Source organism: Photobacterium aquae (assembly GCF_001029445.1).
GTDB lineage: Bacteria > Pseudomonadota > Gammaproteobacteria > Enterobacterales > Vibrionaceae > Photobacterium > Photobacterium aquae.
The window spans coordinates 110,767-129,971 of sequence record NZ_LDOT01000002.1 but is presented as its reverse complement, the minus strand read 5'-3'; the positions used below and the strand labels follow the sequence as shown (position 1 = coordinate 129,971).

Annotated in this window: 15 protein-coding genes; 8 read left to right on the top strand and 7 right to left on the bottom strand. The window is 47.3% G+C overall.

Annotation, left to right across the window (positions count from 1 at the left end; genetic code table 11):
* Positions 1 to 52: 52 nt before the first annotated feature.
* Positions 53 to 532: a LabA-like NYN domain-containing protein gene (locus ABT56_RS01270; protein WP_047877486.1), complete on the bottom strand. Its 480-nt coding sequence runs from the start codon at positions 530 to 532 to the stop codon at positions 53 to 55.
* Between the two features lie 186 nt (positions 533 to 718).
* On the opposite strand from ABT56_RS01270, the gene ABT56_RS01265 reads away from it, so the two are divergent.
* The 3 genes from ABT56_RS01265 (at position 719) to ABT56_RS23825 (ending at position 4,145) form a co-directional block, all read left to right on the top strand.
* On the top strand, positions 719 to 1,480 hold the full coding sequence (locus ABT56_RS01265; protein ID WP_047877039.1) for a DUF2884 family protein: 762 nt from the start codon (positions 719 to 721) through the stop codon (positions 1,478 to 1,480).
* A gap of 639 nt (positions 1,481 to 2,119) precedes the next feature.
* Positions 2,120 to 3,922: a diguanylate cyclase gene (locus ABT56_RS01260; protein ID WP_047877038.1), complete on the top strand. Its 1,803-nt coding sequence runs from the start codon at positions 2,120 to 2,122 to the stop codon at positions 3,920 to 3,922.
* 67 nt (positions 3,923 to 3,989) lie between these two features.
* The gene (locus ABT56_RS23825; RefSeq protein ID WP_157037761.1) at positions 3,990 to 4,145 is read left to right on the top strand and encodes a hypothetical protein; all 156 of its coding nucleotides are present in this window, start codon (positions 3,990 to 3,992) and stop codon (positions 4,143 to 4,145) included.
* A gap of 54 nt (positions 4,146 to 4,199) precedes the next feature.
* Here the strand turns inward: ABT56_RS23825 and ABT56_RS01255 are convergent, their stop codons facing one another.
* Positions 4,200 to 6,551 (bottom strand): YgiQ family radical SAM protein, encoded by a 2,352-nt coding sequence (locus ABT56_RS01255; RefSeq protein ID WP_047877037.1) that lies wholly within the window; start codon positions 6,549 to 6,551, stop codon positions 4,200 to 4,202.
* Between the two features lie 617 nt (positions 6,552 to 7,168).
* Here ABT56_RS01255 and ABT56_RS01250 point away from each other — a divergent pair.
* Positions 7,169 to 7,624 (top strand): putative periplasmic lipoprotein, encoded by a 456-nt coding sequence (locus tag ABT56_RS01250; protein ID WP_047877036.1) that lies wholly within the window; start codon positions 7,169 to 7,171, stop codon positions 7,622 to 7,624.
* 665 nt (positions 7,625 to 8,289) lie between these two features.
* Here the strand turns inward: ABT56_RS01250 and dcuC are convergent.
* Both dcuC and ABT56_RS01235 read right to left on the bottom strand, forming a co-directional pair.
* Positions 8,290 to 9,657 (bottom strand): anaerobic C4-dicarboxylate transporter DcuC, encoded by a 1,368-nt coding sequence (dcuC, locus tag ABT56_RS01240; protein WP_047877034.1) that lies wholly within the window; start codon positions 9,655 to 9,657, stop codon positions 8,290 to 8,292.
* 466 nt (positions 9,658 to 10,123) lie between these two features.
* Entirely contained in the window at positions 10,124 to 10,825 is a 702-nt protein-coding gene (locus ABT56_RS01235; RefSeq protein ID WP_047877033.1) for a hypothetical protein, read from the bottom strand.
* 325 nt (positions 10,826 to 11,150) lie between these two features.
* Here ABT56_RS01235 and ABT56_RS01230 point away from each other — a divergent pair, with 325 nt between their 5' ends.
* The 4 genes from ABT56_RS01230 (at position 11,151) to ABT56_RS01215 (ending at position 14,690) form a co-directional block, all read left to right on the top strand.
* Entirely contained in the window at positions 11,151 to 11,837 is a 687-nt protein-coding gene (locus tag ABT56_RS01230) for a CDP-alcohol phosphatidyltransferase family protein (protein ID WP_047877032.1), read from the top strand.
* Positions 11,834 to 12,766, top strand: a complete 933-nt coding sequence (locus tag ABT56_RS01225) for a phosphatidate cytidylyltransferase (protein WP_047877485.1) — start codon at positions 11,834 to 11,836, stop codon at positions 12,764 to 12,766. Before ABT56_RS01230 ends, ABT56_RS01225 begins: the two co-directional genes overlap by 4 nt.
* Before the next feature lie 9 nt (positions 12,767 to 12,775).
* Positions 12,776 to 13,420, top strand: coding sequence for a lysophospholipid acyltransferase family protein (locus ABT56_RS01220; protein WP_047877031.1), 645 nt, complete (start codon positions 12,776 to 12,778; stop codon positions 13,418 to 13,420).
* Between the two features lie 67 nt (positions 13,421 to 13,487).
* Positions 13,488 to 14,690: an MFS transporter gene (locus tag ABT56_RS01215; RefSeq protein ID WP_047877030.1), complete on the top strand. Its 1,203-nt coding sequence runs from the start codon at positions 13,488 to 13,490 to the stop codon at positions 14,688 to 14,690.
* Positions 14,691 to 14,767: 77 nt separating this feature from the next.
* On the opposite strand, the gene glpC is transcribed toward ABT56_RS01215, so the two are convergent.
* The 3 genes from glpC to glpA are packed head-to-tail and all read right to left on the bottom strand — an operon-like array spanning position 14,768 to position 18,985.
* The gene (gene glpC, locus ABT56_RS01210) at positions 14,768 to 15,979 is read right to left on the bottom strand and encodes an anaerobic glycerol-3-phosphate dehydrogenase subunit GlpC (protein ID WP_047877029.1); all 1,212 of its coding nucleotides are present in this window, start codon (positions 15,977 to 15,979) and stop codon (positions 14,768 to 14,770) included.
* 13 nt (positions 15,980 to 15,992) lie between these two features.
* Complete coding sequence (glpB, locus tag ABT56_RS01205) at positions 15,993 to 17,330, bottom strand: glycerol-3-phosphate dehydrogenase subunit GlpB (RefSeq protein ID WP_047877028.1); 1,338 nt, start codon at positions 17,328 to 17,330, stop codon at positions 15,993 to 15,995.
* A complete protein-coding gene (glpA, locus tag ABT56_RS01200) occupies positions 17,327 to 18,985 on the bottom strand; it encodes an anaerobic glycerol-3-phosphate dehydrogenase subunit A (RefSeq protein ID WP_047877027.1) in 1,659 nt (552 codons plus the stop codon). Before glpA ends, glpB begins: the two co-directional genes overlap by 4 nt.
* Positions 18,986 to 19,205 lie beyond the last annotated feature (220 nt).

Below are 19,205 nucleotides of genomic sequence, written 5' to 3'. Positions count from 1 at the left end.
CGACAGAAAGACGGTTGTGATTTTTTAGATCTGAGTTTTCTTGAGGGATGCTCTAGCGCTGCAGCAATAAGCTGTGGTCAATTTCGCGGAAAAAAGCGGCGGCATTAATGAGTGAACTTGCCGTTAATTCCGGTACACCATAAATTTCAACGGGCGTATGAAATTTTGATTGTACCTTATCGACCAGTAAGGAAAAGTCGCCGTCACCAGAGAGTAATATGACACGGTCAACATCGTTGGCGTGTTCGATAACATCAAGTGTAATCCCCACATCCCAGTCACCTTTTGCCGAGCCATCGCTACGTTGGATGAAAGGCTTGAGCTTAACCTCAAAACCTATTCCCCTCAGGATATTTTGAAATTGCCGTTGTTTTTCGTCACCCCGATGGATGGCATAGGCATAGGCAGCCACAACCTGCTTACCCTCAGTCGCCTCTGCCCAGAAAGCGTTGTAATCGAAATTACAGTGGTAGGTGTCTCGAACGGTATAGTAGATGTTTTGTACATCCACGAAAATAGCGACTTTTTCCACAATAAACCAGATAGTTTTGTTTAAGATATCGGTAAAATTATAACAGGTTAGCAGGAGCAAGTATGCTGCAACTTGCTTCTCAATGTTCAAAAATGACTCATAACCGCTTTTGTCCGTTTGAACCTGACTTGTCGTCAGCGTAAAAAAGTGTGACAGTAGCCTTAATAAAAAGGAAATGGGTCAGTCATGAAAAAATATCTACTCTCGGCGCTTATCGGCGCAAACTTGTTTTCTCTATCGGCATCAGCCAATGCACAAACTCAGACATGCCCGATAGATGTGCAAAATGACATTCATATTGTAGGTAAAACGGTAGAAGTATATCAAAACGGCAAACCGATCTGGCAAATTGACGATGAATACCAATTGTTTGTCAATGGCGAGAAAGTTGACTTAACGGCGTTGCAGCAGGAGGCCATAGAAGCCTACAGCTTGCATGTACAGAGTGAGCTACCAAAACTTCCGGAGTTGACGCAGAAGGGGGCGGAACTTGCACATTCTGCAATTAATGCTTTGGGGCAGGCATTCGGAGAGACAGAGGCGTTTGCATCGGTTAATCAGCTGATTAATGAATACAGTACAAAAGCAAAAGCGAAATTCTACCAAGATGGTGAATTTGTGATGCCTGCCGATACATTTTCAGTGATGGATAAAGATTGGCGGCAGGAGTTTGAGGCTGCGATGGATAATGTTAGTTTGGCTTCTGCCTCGGCTATTTTTTCGGCATTGACGAATGAGATGAAGAAAGGTGAGCTTAGTTTCGGTGATTTTAAAGGGAAGATGTCTGAGTTAGAGAAAACATTGAATAATGATTTTAAAGCCAATACTGAACAGGTAAAAAAAGAAGCCGAATCTGTTTGTGGTTCAATGCAGTCGTTGGCTCAGGAAGAAAAAGCATTACATGAAATGATCCCTGAGTTGAAAAATTATCCAATGTTCGAAATATAAATCTTGGATATTGGGTTAGTATTAAATTTCTCGTTTTAGAAATACTGAGTATATCTAATTTAATTCAGAGCTCAGATTGATTTCAGCGTACTCAAATTAAGGCAAATACTTGAATGAATAAAAGGTATTTAAGATAGAAGTGAGTACGCTGAATCACTTTCATAGGCTAACTACCGGTTGTTGTTATTAGAGCTTCCTGCTTTTGGGGTGGGGGATGTATATTATTTGTAGTCTGGTCGGTGCATTTGCCTAACCCTTCATTTACCTTCTGGCTACCTTTTTGTGTTTTACGTTCCTATAAAGTGAATAAAAAATGATATTTTTTATAGCCTATGAGTTTATGTAGGCTGTTTTAGATGCTCTATTATCAACTAAATGAATGAAGTTGCACAGTATACCTGTCTTTATGGTATATTGAGGCATTCTGCTTGAAACACCACCCAGATAAACATTAGTTATGCAGTGGTATTGTATTTTGCTCTACTTTCTGTGGATATCAGGATTAACGTTGATATTCGCAATTGAAACTTTTGGTTCGAGTTATGCCAATAAGAGAGCAAATAAGGTAATTTGATTATAATGGACTATCAATCAATGTTTCGCTTATTGAGGCGAAATTTTATTCAACCTCGATTGTTTATGCGATGTATCGTCCCGCTAGTCACATTGGTGATGACCGCGTTGATATACATGGCTGTATATGAATACCAAACCTTAAAAGGCCGTGAAATTAGTCATGCGACTGACAATGTCACGATTGCTAGTGCGTATCTTGGCCACCATTATTCATCGGCGGCTGGGCATTTATATTTGCTGGAGCAATTGTGGTTGGCCGAAGAAGATCCACAATTGGTGATTAAGGCTGCAGAACGAATATTACAAGGCCAGAATACCTACTTGGAAATTGCGCTGTTAGCTGACGGGAATTATGTCGCAACGGGGGGATTCTCCCGCTATCAAGTGAATGGGGGAGTCTCTGAGCGCCCTTGGTATATCAAGGATGCGCCGTTAGGGCAGTATTACGTGAGTCGGCTCTACTACAGTAAGAGTATGGAGAGCTGGACGGTTTCGATTGTGAAGGTACTCAATGATCGGCATCGTGATATCCGTTTTGTCCTTGAAATTAATGTCAATCAAATTTACGCCAATCTGGCAGGTTTAAAAACATCGGCAAATGGCTATTTCTATGCCGTAGAAGCAGCAACCAACCGTATTATTATGCATCCCGACCCCTCACGTATTGCCTCGTCGTCGGTCAGTTATCTGACAGGAGAGCAATTGCCGCTACCGGGGAAAAAAGATCACCCGGCTAAGTTACTGAATTATAGCTATCAGGGGAACGATAAATTCAGTGTTTTTCACCCTGTTTCGCGCTATGGGTGGGTTGTTTTCTCCGGAACGGCCCAGTCTGAAATTTTGTGGCAGACATTGGGGATGGGGGTCTCGACGGTTGCTCTGGTTGCAATGATTCTTCTTGCACTCTTTTTGTCTTTGATTTCTCGTCGGATCCACCAATATGGCAGCGAGCTCAATGAAGTGCGAAGCATGGATAAATTGTATACCCAGCTTCAGACAATGGTCCGGGAAGTGTTAGGGTCATCTCAAATTGCGTTGGTACGATATGATGAGAATACCCAGACCTATCAGGTATACCAGAGTGATTGTGCGATAGATAAGAAGACGGTAAGGGGATTGTTTGCCGATAGTCAATATCGAATTCAGCGGCTACCTGCACTCAATGATGATCCTTTTGTCACGAGATTGTTCGCTTGTCAGTCTTGCCTCAGGGTACCGTTGACTAACCAAAATAAACTAATCGGTATTCTATATATTCGTACATCTCAGTTGTTGTTGCCACAGTTCGCTAATATCCTGCGCAATTATACGCAAAGTGCATTGAACCATGTTCGTCTTACTCAGCGTATCAAGAATACCGATGCGATGACAGGCTTGATGAACAAACGGTACTTGTGCTGTCGGGTAGAGGCTCAATTGACGCGCGATAGTCGTCACTATCTGGCGATGCTCGATATTGATGATTTCAAACGGATCAACGACACTCACGGGCATCTGTTTGGTGACAAGGTGATCCTCGAGGTGGCAACCATACTCAAGGAGTCTTGTGATCAGCAGTGTGTGGTGGCGCGCTATGGCGGGGAGGAGTTTGCGGTACTGTTTCCTGCTAGTTGCGGCAAACAGGCCGCTTCGATAATGAATAAGGTGCGACAGCGGCTAAATCAAACGGTTATTAGTGACGATAAGAAACGCTGTGTGGTCACTGTTAGTATTGGTGTCGCCGCAGTGGAAGACTCGGTTGATAGTACCATTGCACGGGCAGATCTTGTTTTGTACAGGGTTAAGTCACAAGGCAAGAATCAAGTGCTGTATTATCAAGAGCGTCTCTATGGTGACGTTGGAGTGATGAATTTGGTTAAAGTATGAGCAGTATTGCATTAAGTCGACTAATTTATTGATACTATAAGATATTTCTCATTATAGGTGGTTAGCAATGATTAAAGTGGCCGTTATTGTGCTGCTGCTGATTATTGGTGGTTTGGCGGCTAAACGTTTGGATGAGCGCACGCAGCTACGGGCTCTGATGGTATTCGGGGGGCTGGTTGTCATCGCGGTGATTGTTTTTATGGCAATGGAATTGATGCGTTAAAAGGCCCGCTTGTGCGGGCCTTTTGATTATGGTGAGTCTGATAATCGCTGGCGATTAGCGCTGGCGAGTGCGTTGCGGTTTGCCGCCTTGGCGCTGCCCGCCATTCGAGGCTTTTGCAGGGCGCTGTCCAGGTTTGCTACCGGCTTTGTTTGCCCCCGGCTTGCCAGATGCTGGCTTGTTACCGTTAGCTGGAGTACTGCGGCCACTAGCGGAAGTGCCATTGCGGCTGCCTGGTTTGCCTCCCTTGTTGTTTTGGCCGTTAGCTCCTCGGTTACCGCGCTGACCATCCTTGCGGATATCCGGCTGGTTTGGGTGCTTGGTTGCAAAGCGTTTCGCACTATGGCGTCCCGACTTGCGGCGGTCGGCCTGTGTCAGTTCGGCATCTGATCCTTCATGCGGGATCAAGCAGTGCGGCGCATCACCAATCAGGTGCTTTTTGCCCATGTTGATCAGTGCTTCGCGAAGCAATGGCCAGTTGGCTGGATCATGGTAACGCAGCAGTGCTTTGTGCAGGCGGCGTTGGCGCTCACCTTTGGCTACAAACAGGTCTTCACGTTTTTTGTATTTAACACGCTTAAGCGGGTTAGTTTCCGAATGGTACATCGCGGTCGCGTTACACATCGGTGACGGGTAGAAGTTCTGAACCTGATCACACTGGAACTCATTCTTTTTGAGCCACAATGCCAAATTCAGCATGTCTTCGTCTGTCGAGCCTGGGTGCGCTGAAATGAAGTAAGGGATCAGGTACTGCTTCTTGCCTGCTTCTTTGCTGTATTTCTCAAATAGCGCCTTGAAGCGGTCATAGGTACCCATTCCCGGCTTCATCATCAGGTCAAGCGTGCCTTTCTCTGTGTGCTCAGGGGCAATTTTCAGGTAGCCACCTACGTGGTGGGTGACAAGCTCACGGATATATTCAGGCGATTCGATAGCCAGATCATAACGTACCCCAGAGGCAATCATGATCTTCTTGATCCCTTTCACCTGACGAGCCTTACGGTAAAGATCAATGGTATGTTTATGGTCGGTGTCCAACTTCTTGCAGATCTCTGGGAAAATACAAGACGGGCGACGACAGTTGGCCTCAGCGCGTGGATCCGAGCAGCCCAAACGGTACATGTTGGCAGTTGGGCCTCCAAGATCGGAGATTGTACCGGTAAAGCCCGGAACTTTGTCGCGGATCTCTTCAAGCTCGTTAAGAATGGATTCCTTGGAACGGTTCTGGATGATCCGCCCTTCGTGCTCGGTAATCGAGCAGAAAGAACAACCGCCAAAACAGCCACGCATGATGTTAACGCTGGTTTTGATCATGTCGTAAGCCGGAATCTTAGCTTTGCCGTAGCAAGGGTGCGGTACGCGTGCATAGGGCAGGCCGAACACAAAATCCATTTCTTCCGTACTTAGCGGGATAGGCGGGCGGTTGATCCACAGCTCACGGTCACCGTGGGTCTGAACCAATGCGCGGGCAGAATACGGGTTGGTTTCCAAGTGCATGACACGGCTGGCATGGGCGTACAGAATACGGTCATTACGCAGTTTCTCGTATGATGGCAGGCGCACTACCGTGCTGGTGGCATCATGACGCGAAGGTTGGATTTGGACCGGTTGTGCCGCTGCTGGCTGGGCATTTTCTTTCTGGTTGGTGCTACAGGTTTCTTCTGTCGCATATGGGTTAGGCATCGGCATCGCTTTGCCTGGTTTTTCGATGCGGCTAGAATCAATCTCTTTGTAACCAGCAGGAATTTCCTTGAGGATCACTGCGGTACCGGCAATATTGGTTAGGTTCGCGATGTCTTCGCCATCAGCCAGGCGGTGGGCAACTTCGACCAATGCACGTTCAGCATTACCGAACAGTAGGATATCGCCTTTGGCATCGAACAGCACTGAGCGGCGAACTTTGTCTGACCAGTAATCGTAATGGGCAAGGCGGCGGAGGCTCGCTTCAATACCACCCAGTACGATAGGGGTTTCTTTGTAAGCTTCGCGGCAGCGCTGTGAATATACCAGTACAGCACGGTCAGGACGTTTGCCTCCTTCGTTATTCGGTGTGTAGGCATCATCATGGCGTAGTTTACGATCGGCCGTATAACGGTTGATCATCGAGTCCATGTTGCCGGCGGTGATACCGAAAAATAAGTTTGGCTTGCCTAGTTGCATGAAGGCATCTTTGTTATTCCAGTCTGGCTGGGCAATGATACCGACACGGAAACCCTGTGATTCGAGCAAACGACCAATGACCGCCATACCAAAACTTGGGTGATCGACATAGGCATCACCGGTAACAATGATGATGTCGCAGCTGTCCCAGCCTAGTGCTTCCATCTCTTTGCGTGAGGTTGGCAGGAAAGGCGACGTGCCGTAGCATTCAGCCCAGTATTTTGGATATTCGTTAATTTTATTTACATTCATTGGCTTACAGTAAAATTCTTAAAGTTCGGGGCGCAGTGGGGCATCCGTAATGGATAAAGATAAAATAGCACTCTTATAAAAGAAGATACCCCTTATCTTTGAAGGGTTACATTCAAATGCCCATCCAAATTGTACGTCATTCTGTTCGTTGCCCCGGCCGCCTATCGGCGCTGATAACCTTAGCAGAGGCAGGCAATATGCCAGCACGACTCTAAGCGATAGTATAGGGCGTATAAAAGGGGACAGAGTTTACCATGAACAGGCAGTAAAACATCAATTTCTCATTACAGTGACGTTAACAGGCTTGTAAAGAGGCTGATAGGTGGGCCAGAGAGGGCGGGTTGACGTTTTTAATCTCTGCAATTCGGAATTGAGTTTCCTTGAGAGGCCTGGTTATTTCGTTATGTCTCTCTTTGAATCGCGCGTACAGGAAATACGTTGGACGCTGTATCTGACGAAGTATTGTAGGTATATATTTCTATCTGAAAAGTGTGTATGTAGGTTATATCGATAAGATTGCAGGAATAAACAGGTATATCATCGAGTCAATTATTGAACTGTGTTTTATTAATTGTTACGATGTGCCAATCAACATATTATTATGGATGTAATAAAAAATGAAAAATAAAATTGCATTGTTTGCTTTCTGCACTGTGATGGCGGGTTGTAGTGCGACGACGTCAATGACAGCGGCAGATAACCAAACAAGCATTATGATTAACGAATTTTCTCCTATCGTTTTGGAACCGGGAACGGGCATTGAGGAGACATATTCAACAACGAGTTTTGGCAATTATCGTTATAAAATCACTGACTCTACAACCAATGAAACCAAATATGGATTGGTTCCATTGAAATTTAATGGTGGGTATTTAGCAGCAGATATTCTATTTTTTGCACCAGCCATGTTTTTCAATCTGCGTGAATTCTACCCTTACTATGAGTTTAATGCTGTAACGGGTGAGGTGAAATATAAAAAGCATGAGGGAGACGCTTGGCGGATCTATGTACCTTCAGAGGATGAAGTTAATAGTGCCAAGCATTACTTCTCGAAAAGAGAGAGTAATCTGTAATTGTTAGCAGAGCCGCAATAGCGGCTCTTTCTGTATATAACCTATTGTTTTAATTGTTTAAGTGTTTAAGTGATTAAGTGATTAAGTGATTGAGGCTCAACGCCTCTGCAAGGTCATTTTGTAAGCAGCTAAGTTAGTTTCAATCTTTCCGGTCTTAAAAATAATAGTCTTATTTATCTGCAAATCTTTGCACCGTTAGTCTGTGCTTTCCCCGTTTAGCACTTAGTACGGTGTTGGGCTCTATTCCTCTTTTCGCTTCTTTTAGCAATAAGAATAACGATTCGGTATAACGGCTTTCGTATACTTGAGGATGCCGTACGGTATTGTTAGGATCGCAGGCATAGCAATAATATAATATCTTGATAGCGAGAGAGTATGTATACGATATTTTCCCTGCTTAAATGGATCGTATTGATTTATTTGGTGAAAACGGGACGAATGAAGCCTGCGACCTTGACGAGGTTCAAGAAATTTACGCAGAGCTTAGCCTCAATGTTACTGCTGCATACCGCCTTGGGCATTTATGCAATTGAATCGGTTGATTTGATCGCCAACGGCAGGGGGGATGGGTATTCGCTTAGGGAGCTCTATGTTGCAGATATTATCTATTGATATATAAAGCCCTGCCGAAGCAGGGCTTTGATGCTTACGCTAATCGTTTTCAATTAAACGTGCATAGGTACCAATACCATAGTACCGATGATTACGGTTAGTAGGCCGCACAGAACCGGTACTGAAGTACGTTTCACGACTTCGAACGGGCTGACGTTACCCATACCAGATGTGGCAACAATAACACCAGATACTGGCGAGATAGTACGACCAAGGTTCGATGCCTGAAGCATAGGGATGATCAGGAATGCAGGGCTTAGACCCATCTTGCCCGCAAGAGCTGGTGCGAGTTCGACAAAAGCATAGAACGGTGCGTTACCTGAACCTGTCGCGATAGCTGCCGCAACAGTAAGGCCGGTTAGTAGCAGCATCAGAGCAAAACCACCTGCACCGGCTGATTCAGCCAGACCAATCAAGTTATCGATAGCACCGATAGACATTAGGCCCTGGGCAAATACGCCTGCGGCAACCAGCAGCATGACCACGCCTTTAAATGCTTCCGCCATACCTTGGTAGCACGATTCAAGATCTTCAAGTGTTTCCTTGCCTTTGAATCGCTTGGTCACGAAATCAACCAGAGCACCAATAACAATAGACATAACGACGATAGTGTAGATGTCTAGGGTAAGGCCAGGGATAGTTTCGCCGTTGAAAGCGAAGACACCGATGATTGGCAGGAATGGCAAAATAGCGTAGTAGGATGGCGCCTTGACTTCGATTTCAGAAATATCGATTTTTTCCATCACGATATTCTCTTTCTTATCAAGGTACTTGTTCCAGAAGAACGCGGCACCGGCCATCACGATGATTGCACAGATAGATACCGGCAGTACGGTTTCTACGGCAAACACGTGCAGTGGCAAGCCTGATTTTTCAGCTGCGACGATAACATCGCCGGATGTTGGCGATAGAATAATTGCTGCCGGTGATGCACAGATGGCAACAGCCGCTGGGCGAGAAATCCCCATGGCTGTCATCATAGGGAAGAGGGTCGCCATCAGTAGTACGCCAAGGCCTGTGGCCGAGCTCACCGCTAGTGACATCAAACAGGCAACAATGTATGCCGCAACCAACAGTACGTAAGGGGATTTGATGACAGACAAAGGCTTGGAGAATTGCTTAACAACAACGTTGTTTGCGCCGATATGCGTCATGTAAGAGGCAAAACCGCAAAGCAGCATGATTTGCATACCTAGGCCGCCGCCACGATACTGCAGCATGTACTTCACGTATTCGAGTGAGTCGGTGACGAAGTTGCCTGTTGCTTCTACTTTGGCAGGAAGAACTTTATAGCCTAATAGGCCAGTGATAAGAAGCAGTGTCAAACCTGCTGTTAGTAGAACGCCTGCAGGTTTGTATCCTTTAATTATGAAATAGCCAACAGCAATCGTAACTGCAAGGCCAATCAATAGCTCCAGCATGGAATAATCCTCTTAATCCATTGTTTGCATAAAATAAGAAAAAATATGAATAAGTTGGGTTTTTTCTTACAGATTGTTTGTGGCTAATTTACATAAAAAGAGGTAATAGGACATTAACAATTCAGCGACTTTATGATCTCAGACAGTATTTTAAGTAACCTGTTAATTTTGCGCTACAACAATGGTGTTTAATGTTTTTTCAATTGTTTGTTGTGAGTTAAATGTATAGATTGCTCGTTATTTGAGCGTTTTGATTTTAATTTATTGTAATCTAAGCGTTGTTAAAAAAATTCCATTTACAACAACCAGTTAGGTGTAAATTAAATGTTAATGTATGTCTAGTGGTGTAAATTTGAGGTTGTTGTATGGAATTTGCTCAACCGGTCTTTATTGAGGAGGAGAGAACCAAGCCATTGAGTCACCAAGCTACATGAGGTAATGCTCTAAGACGTAGCTTGGTATGTGATTAGCTATTGGTTTGTATTTGATTGAAATGTAATTTTAACTGGGGATTATTTGTCGCAGAGACAAAGAAATCAAGAGACTCAATATCACTTTCATTTTCAATAAGATAGTCTAAAAAATCCAATGCCTGAGTGTCATTTAACAAAACAGTAAATATCATTGCCCAATAAGAAAGTGTCTCAGTAAACGTGCAGTTTCCCTCTGTGACTTTCAATATTTTTGTTAAATGTTTTGTGAGAGAGTTGCACTCTGCAAACGGAATAAATTTGTCTTTTTTTGTCCCCATATTGCGCATGTTAGTGTATTTGTTGAACTGTGACCATGCACTGAAATACAGCTTGAAATCATGGATATTGAGAGCGTTGCTTTCATCAATTTTATATTTGCCATGATAACCAAAGATCAGTAAGAACATGAACTTATTGACAAGCTTGTTATTGTGGTCGATTTCTTTGTATGTTGATGTCAGTAGGTCAAGGTCGTGTTGGTTGGTGACTTTGGGTATGCAACCGCCGCTCAATAGGTAACGGTAAAACTGACAAACTACATCATCAGAAATATCCATGTCGGAACGTGTTTTTTTCAGAAATGGCTCAAGGTGTGCGCCAAGACACTGGAGTTCATTTTTTTGGTAATCTTGCTCTGCAATCTCAAAAATGTCTTCAAGTAGGTCTGTGCTCATTTTTATTTTATCTTCTTTCATTGAAGACAATAGTAGATTCAATGCATCGTGCCTGTGAGAGCGAAGGTTAAAGTAGAGTCCAGATCGTTTTAGAGTGTTTCGTTTAAATATCATGAATGTTACCCATACGTGATGGAGTGTGCGTGATGGAATATTCCCTAATTGCCCAATATACAGGATTCAGGTGAGCATAGTAATAACAGGTATATACCCAAAGAGGGGATGGGTATTAGATCTGAAATGTCATCTTTTCGTGTTGTATTTGCAGGATAACACCTTGGCTCCTGCATATTTAAGTAACTTGTGTATATAATGCCGTTAATGATATTAATGGATAAAAGCTCTTATGGAACATGAAGATGAAGCAAATCGCCGTCCACTTGCGGTGCGCAGTTTATCAGTAACTAAACGTATAGCCGTTTGGCTTAGCAAAAAAAATATAACCCCGAACCAAATTTCATTGATGAGCATGGTCTTTGCCGGGAGTGGTTTGGCTTTTGCTGCGGGTTATTATTATTTTCCATCACCGATATGGTTGATCTTATTTCCATTGGCGATACAACTGCGCCTTTTGTGTAATTTGTTTGATGGCATGGTCGCCGTTGAGGGGGGCAAAAAGACACCGGCAGGTGAGCTTTTTAATGATGTGCCGGATCGTATTGCTGATCCCCTACTGATTATTGCTGCTGGCTTGATTGCTCAGTCTCAATTTGCGATGCCTCTTGCTTGGGTTTCGGCTTTGCTTGCTGTATTAACCGCCTATGTTCGTGTGCTGGGGGTCAGTATGGGTTGTGAGGCAGATTTTCGAGGGCCGATGGCCAAACAACATCGGATGGCATTGTTGACCTTTGTGTCGTTGCTGATGTTTGTCGATCAGTTATTTGTTTTGCTGCCTGCCTATTCTTTCTATGCAATGGATATGGCTTTGGTGGCGATGGCTGTCGGCTGTGTGATAACCGTATGGCGGCGTTTGAGCGGTATTTATGCTGCCAAAGCGGAGCAAGCGCAAAAAGGTGAGGGATGCAGCCAATGACGAGTATCCCGATTCATTCGTTACATATGATGGCCGTGATCCTCATGGTATTGATTGCCGGCACGCTGGCCTATCTGTACCTATCGCGGCGTCATCCTGATAAGGATTACCACGAACTCAAGCTGCGGATCCGCTCATGGTGGTGGATGATAGCCATTGTTTTTGTGGTGCTGTACCTACCGCTTAACTATACGCTGGTCTTTGTTGGGTTTTTGAGTTTCTTGGCGTTAAAAGAATTCCTGTCGATTGTACCGACTCGGATGGCTGATCGCCGGGTGATTTTCTGGGCCTATCTGTCCATTCCGTTCCAGTATTACTGGTTATCGATTGGTTGGTACGGCATGTATATTATCTTTATTCCGGTATATATGTTCCTGTACTTGCCAATGGTTGCGGTATTGATTGGCGAAACCAAAGGGTTTATCCGATCTGCCGGTATTATTCATTGGGCTCTGATGCTGACGGTTTTCTGTGTAAGCCATATGGCTTATCTGTTGGTATTACCAAGCAAAAATCTCGAAGCCGGCTCGATGGGGATGCTGCTGTTCCTGCTTGTCTTTACCCAGTTCAATGATGTCTGCCAGTACGTGTGGGGGAAAACTTTCGGAAAGCATAAGATTGTGCCTAAGGTGAGCCCGAATAAAACATGGGAGGGTTTTGTCGGCGGCGCGGTCACTATTATTGCGATCAGCTACTTTGCAGCGCCTTACCTGACGCCGTTAACATCGCTGCAGGGGATGGTGGCCGGGATGATCATCGCATTCAGTGGTTTTATCGGTGATTTGGTGATTTCCTCGGTTAAGCGTGACTTGCAGATAAAAGATACCAGCCAGTTTATCCCCGGCCACGGCGGCATATTGGATCGTATTGATAGTTTGATGTTCACGGCTCCGTTGTTCTTCCACTACATCTATTATCTTTACTATTAGGTGACGCAAATGAAATTATTCAAATTTCTTTTTGTATTGCTGTTGGTAAAGCCGCTGGTGTTTATCGGTTTGGGGCTGAATATCATTCAGCGGCAGCACTTGCCGTTGCATGGCCCGGCGGTGGTGGCCGCCAACCATAATAGCCATCTCGATACCTTGGTGCTGCTGGCTCTTTTTCCTATTAGCATGGTCCATAAAATCCGTCCTGTAGCTGCCGCTGACTACTTTTTGAAGAACAGGCTATCGGCGTGGTTGTCGCTGAATGTTCTTGGCATTATTCCTATCCGTCGCTCCCCGTCCCAAAGCGAGCGCAGCGCCGTATTCGACGAGTGTCATCAGGCCCTCGATAATGGCGATATTTTACTGGTTTTTCCCGAGGGAAGCCGGGGCGAGCCGGAAGTGATGAGTGGCTTGAAGAAGGGTATTTATCATTTGGTGAAAGATCATGACCACTGCCCGGTTGTGCCTGTCGTGATGCGAGGGTTGGGGCGGGCATTGCCGAAGGGCACAGCGATGCTGGTTCCGTTTAACTGCGATGTTGTTATTGGTCAGGGTATTGAACAGTTTGTTGATGCTGATGACTTTCTGGTTACGATGCAAACCCAGTATGATGCGTTGAGTGAATACTGTATCGTTACAGTATGTGATGATTGATAGCCCCATCTTTTGATTTGCTTGAGGTTGGGGGCGTTCGATGTACCTCCCTTCGTAGGATTGAACGATGATAGATGTTCGTACCGCCGAGTATCGCCGGGCTAGCTTTGCCCTCTGTCTGGGCTCCTTTTTGATTTTTTGCAACTTGTATCTGTTCCAGCCGATGCTGCCGCTGATGGCTGTGACATTTGAGGCTTCGGCAACGCGGGTTAACTGGTTGGTAGCCGCCGCCACGTTGGCATTGGCGTTGTCGTTGGTGCCTTGGGCCGTATGGTCAGAACGGGTGGGGCGCAGGAAGATAATGATGATCAGCCTGATGCTGATGCCGCTGGTCGGTTTGCTGACGGTGTTTGCCCAGTCGCTGCTGATGCTCAGTGTCGCCCGGGCGATGATGGGGGTTGCTTTGGCTGGGTTTGCTGCCGTGGCCGTGGCTTATATGGCCGAGGAGTTTACCCCCGCGGCCTTGATGCTGGCCGTGGGGGGATATATCAGCGCCAACTCCCTCGGGGGGATAGCAGGCCGGATCAGCGGAGGCTTTCTTTCCGAAACTTATGGCTGGCAGGTCGCGGTGATTGTGATGGCATTGTTCAGCCTCGCCGTTGCGCTGTTGGTATATAAGCTGTTGCCGCCGCAACGGTATTTCAAGCCATCACATGGGCAATTGCGCCACCAGATCCGCGGTGTGTTACGCCATTTGCGTAATCCGGTTCTATGGACGGCGATGTTGATCGGTGGCGTCAATTTTGCGTTGTTCGTTAACCTCTATACCGTGATGGGCTTCCGGTTAGTGGCTGAACCCTATCTAGTGCCTGTCAGCTGGGCGTCAATGATTTTCCTTTGTTATCTGACCGGAACCGTTACCGCTAAACTGAGCGGGGTTTGGACCCTACGATTCAGCAGTGTTTCCGGCATGGTATTGGGGGCGATGGTCAGTGCTTGTGGGCTATGGGTCGCTTGGTTCGAGTCGATTCCTGCGATGGTGATAGGACTGTTGTTGATCAGTTCGGGTTCGTTTTTCACCCATTCACTTGCCTATGGCTGGGTCAGCCAGAAAGCCCAGACGGCCAAGGCGACGGCCACTGCCTTGTATCTCGTACATTACTACGCTGGGGGGAGCTTGGGTGGCTTTTACCTGATCTACTGTTGGCAGCATTGGGGCTGGGGCGGGGTAATTGTCGCAGGTACTGTGCTTTATGTCGTTCTGTGTCTGCTGTGTTATTGTTTGTCTCGCCAAGAGCATGAGGCACCGACGGATCTTGCATCGCAATAGCGAGGTGGGAAAATCCCGGATACACATCGAAATGTTGGGGAACGTATCCGGGATGGGAGGGTAAATTGTGCTATGGGTTAGGCGATTGCCATAGCCAACAGCGAAATAGGGTGAAGGGCCTCGAGGTGGGTGTTTTCCTCAATTTGCCACTTGCAGGTTTCACAGTCGGTGACTGCAAAATCGGCCCCTGATTGGTTAATTTGCTTGAACAGGTTGCTGCCGATTGCCATCGAGGTATCGTAGTTTTCTGTTTTGAAACCATAAGTTCCCGCCAGACCGCAGCATTGGCTGTCCAACACCTCGACTTCCAGTCCAGGGATCATCTTCAGTAGTTCAATGGTATAAAGGCTGCCGCCGACACGGTCGAGGTGACACGGTGTGTGGTATACCACTTTCATGTTCAACGGTTTCATCTTCGGCGCATTGCCGTTCATGAACTCTTTGAGCAAGTAGCGTGTCACGTATTCGATTCTGTTGGCAACTTGGCTGTTATCCACCTTAAGCACATTTGGGTACTCTTCTTTTAGAGTGAATGCACAGGTTGACGAGGTCGAAATGATCGGTGCGTTGTGCTTTTCGACGGCAGCGGCAAAGTTCTTGATATTGAGCTGGGCGTTTTTCTTGGCCTTGTCGAAGAAACCGTTGGCGATCAGTGGCACGCCGCAGCACTTTTCCTTGTCCATAAGCTGGACGCCCACACTCATGGCATTCATGACCTTGATGAAGTCCTTGCCTTGTTGCGGGTGGTTATAGTTAACGAAACAACCGTGGAAATAGTGTACCTGTTTTGGATACAGTGCCTGGCTGGTGCAGTTTTGCTTGTACCAGCGACGGAAAGTACCATGCGAGTATTTAGGCAGGCTCTTGTGATTGTGGACACCAATGGTCTTGTGCATCACTTTTTTGACCGTCTTCATACCAGTGATGGTATTGATAATTGGCGCAAACGGAGTGGCAGCCGTTCCCATTAGGTCGGTATGGCTCAGCACAAAGTCACGGATCGTTTTGATATTGAAAGCCAGTTTGGCATGTTCGTCACGGGCGACGGCAATCATATCCCCGATTTTTACCCCAGAAGGACAAGCGGTTTCACAGCGCTTGCAGTTGGTGCATAGCTTCAGGGTTTCATCGTAGAAATCCGGGCTCTTGATTCGTAGTCGCTCGCCATCAGGGCCACACTGTTTAGGACCCGGGTATTGAGGGTTAGCTTTGGCTACCGGGCAGTATACGGTACAGACCGTACACTTAATGCATTGGTCGAAACTGGTGTCTTTTTTTGGAAGGCTCATCGTTTGCCCCTTCTTATAGTGCTGCCGTCAGTTCAGACGCAGTTGTTTCATGTTCAGTGGAGTGCTGCTGTGCCCGGATTATTTGTTGGGCGACATAGTAGCCGGTAGAGATTGCAACGCCTGAGCCGGAACCTTCCTGTACCGGATCATAGTGGGCCAGAATGGCACCAGCACAGAATAGGTTGCTGATTGTCGAACCTGCGATGCTAGGGTTCAGGTCAGTATTGCAAGTCACGCCCATCTTCATAAATGGGTGGCTTTGTTTGCTGAAAAACTGAGGTTGATACCAGTGATCACGGTGTGCTGGTTCAACCATATCCAATCCGAAAATAGGCTCGTTAATTTGATGGCGCTCAGCGCTCAGTCCTTTGCTGAAGAAACTGCCCGTGGCGATTAGGAAATGCTCCGCACTTAGGGCGATATCTTCGTGGTTACGGGTGTAGATCCGGCACAGCTTGCCGTTCTCGATATCCCCGCCTTTGACTTCATCACCGGTTAGCAATAGGCCGCCCAGTTTTTTGTAATGGGATTTCATCGCTTCTTCTAAGCGAATGCCCAGCAGGGATGGCGGCATGGTTGGCAGTTCGCAGATCTTGAATCCGGTCAGCCCTTCGAGCAGTTTGATGGTTGCAGCCCCGTCACCGTTACCGAAAATAGCAGGCAATACCACCAAATCGGCTTTGCCCACAGCTTGAATTAGGCGCTTGGCAAAGGCATGGAGTTTGGTTTCGTCACGCAGTACCCGTGAGATGTCAATAGAACGGAACTCACAAGGGTTACGCGGCATCTCATCAAAGTCGGGCAGTTGAACGGTTGCTGTCTTGATGCTGACATCGGCAAATGCAGGTAGGCGTGCCAAGTTGTCGGCGGCAAGCTGAGGCTGGAAGTCGCGGAAGCCGTCAAGGGTAACCAGTGCAATGCTGGCTAGGCCGTCTGATAGCTGGTGTGCCGGAAACTGGTGGACGGTTTGTTGTGATAGCCAAGTGGAGCGGAATGTCCCCATCGGTGTCACTCGGTAATGGTTTTGTTCGTCAGCTTGGGCTGAGAGGTAAACCCCGCAATCCTCCATCATGCCCTGATACCAGTCGATAGCTTCGCGGCACGCTTTATTGCCTAGCTTGGCATAGGGGTGGTGAGGGCTTTGCTCTGCCAATGCATCAAATGCATCGAAAGGATGGCTGACGGCTTGACCCGATGGTAGGTTGCTCAGTACATCAATAGAACCCGACGAAAAATGGAGTGCGCTCTGGCCTGCTGCGATAACGGCGGTTTTCAGGCCAGCCTCGGCACAGCGGATGGCACAGCTTAGGCCGGCGACACCGCCACCGATGATAATGCTGTCAAATTTCATAGTGTTTCCTCGTCGGCGTGGGTCGCGGCAACCTGCGGCTGCTGATTGTCTGGCAGGTCACTGACGCCAAACAGGCCTTCGTAAATCCAGTAGGTAAATTCACCTTCGCGCAGGGCATCGCCCCAGAATACGGGTTTGATCCCTTTCCAGCGTTCTTCCAGAAAGTCTTCCAGTAGGTGGCTGGCTTCGTTACCGCTCTTGTTGCCGTACTCGGAGAAGAGACCAGCGGCGCGGTACGAGCAGAGTTCGCCTTGGCATGGGCCCATGCCGATTCGGGTACGGCGGCGCAGGTCGACAAGGTTGTGGACGTTGAGATCCTTAATTGCGTATTCCACCTCACCGCAGGTGACCATTTCGCATTCGCAGATCACGGCCTGGCTCTTGAGGTTGTTGCTGAGGAACTTCTCGGCACGCTCGCCGTGACGGTAGTAGGCCGATTGGTACACTGGTTTGGCAAGGCTTGCGGTTGGCTGCTTTTTCGGAGCAGCTTGCTCAGAACCCGGTAGCGGCTTGGTGTGGGTAATACATGGCTGGGTATTGCCCAGCTTCTTGGCAACCAGATCCGTGGTCCACTCTGCCATCATGCGGTAGGTCATCAGCTTACCGCCGGTAATGGTCACAAAGCCGTCAAGACCGTCGCGTTCTGCGTGGTCAAGTAGAACAATGCCGCGGCTGATGTTACGGCCGCTGGTATCACCATCGACGGCAACGAGAGGGCGGACACCTGCGTAGGCACGCAGGACGCGGGTGTTGGCCATGATAGGCGCCAGCTTGGTGCCTTCCTCCAGCAGAATATCAATTTCTTTGCTGGTGACATGAAGATCATCGATCTTGTCGTAGTCGATCCGCTCGGAGGTGGTGCCGATCAGCGAGATGGTGTCACCCGGAACAAGGATGTCGGCATCAGATGGCTTGCGGCAGCGGTTGATCACCAGGTTGTTGATGCGGTAGTCAAGGATCAGTAGGGATCCTTTGGCCGGGAACATCTTGATTGACAGATCGCCGTATTCACAAATCTGCTGTCCCCAGATACCGGCAGCGTTGACGACTTGCTTGGCTCGGACTTCGAAGTGTTTGCCGGTTTTCAGGCATAGGCAATTTACGCCTTTTACGGTAGCCCCTTCTCGGATCAGCCCTGTCACCATGGTGTGGTTGAAAAGGCGTGCACCGTGTTCGACGGCATCAAGTACGTTGGATGCCGAGAGGCGGAACGGGTCGAGCGTACCGTCAGGGACTTTCACCGCGCCAATCAGTGCAGGGTTACAGTTTGGCTCAAGGCGAAGGGCTTCTTCAGGAGTTAGCTGTTCTACGTCGATATCTGCTTGCTGGCAGGCATCGATAAAATTTTTCTGGAAATCGAGGTCGTCATCAGGCAGGGAGATGAACAGACCCTGCGTGTCTTCAACGCAGTGACGGGCAATTTTTTTCAGGATTCGGTTTTCTTGGATACATTCCCGGGCAGATTCCTGATCGGTGACAGCGTATCGGGCGCCTGAGTGGAGTAGGCCGTGGTTGCGTCCAGTGGTGCCGGATGCCAGGTCATCGCGTTCAATCAAGATACAAGGGATCCCGCGTAGGGCACAATCCCTCATGATGCCTGTTCCTGTGGCGCCTCCGCCAATAATCACAACATCTGTTTCAAACCAGCTAGTCATGTTCGTTTTCGCTTATTCTTATAGGTGTGGATCAGGAATTGATGAGTTCCTTCTCGGTATGGTGTAAATATGCCATTTTTTGTGGGGGTATTTATTGATCACCTCCACACTTATGAGCGTTCGCGCATTCGATCGCGCATAAATGTGCCGTGTTTATCGATGTAGAGTAATGATTTTCGAAACTAAGCGCGTTTCTGTCGCCTGTATTATGGGCGTTGTG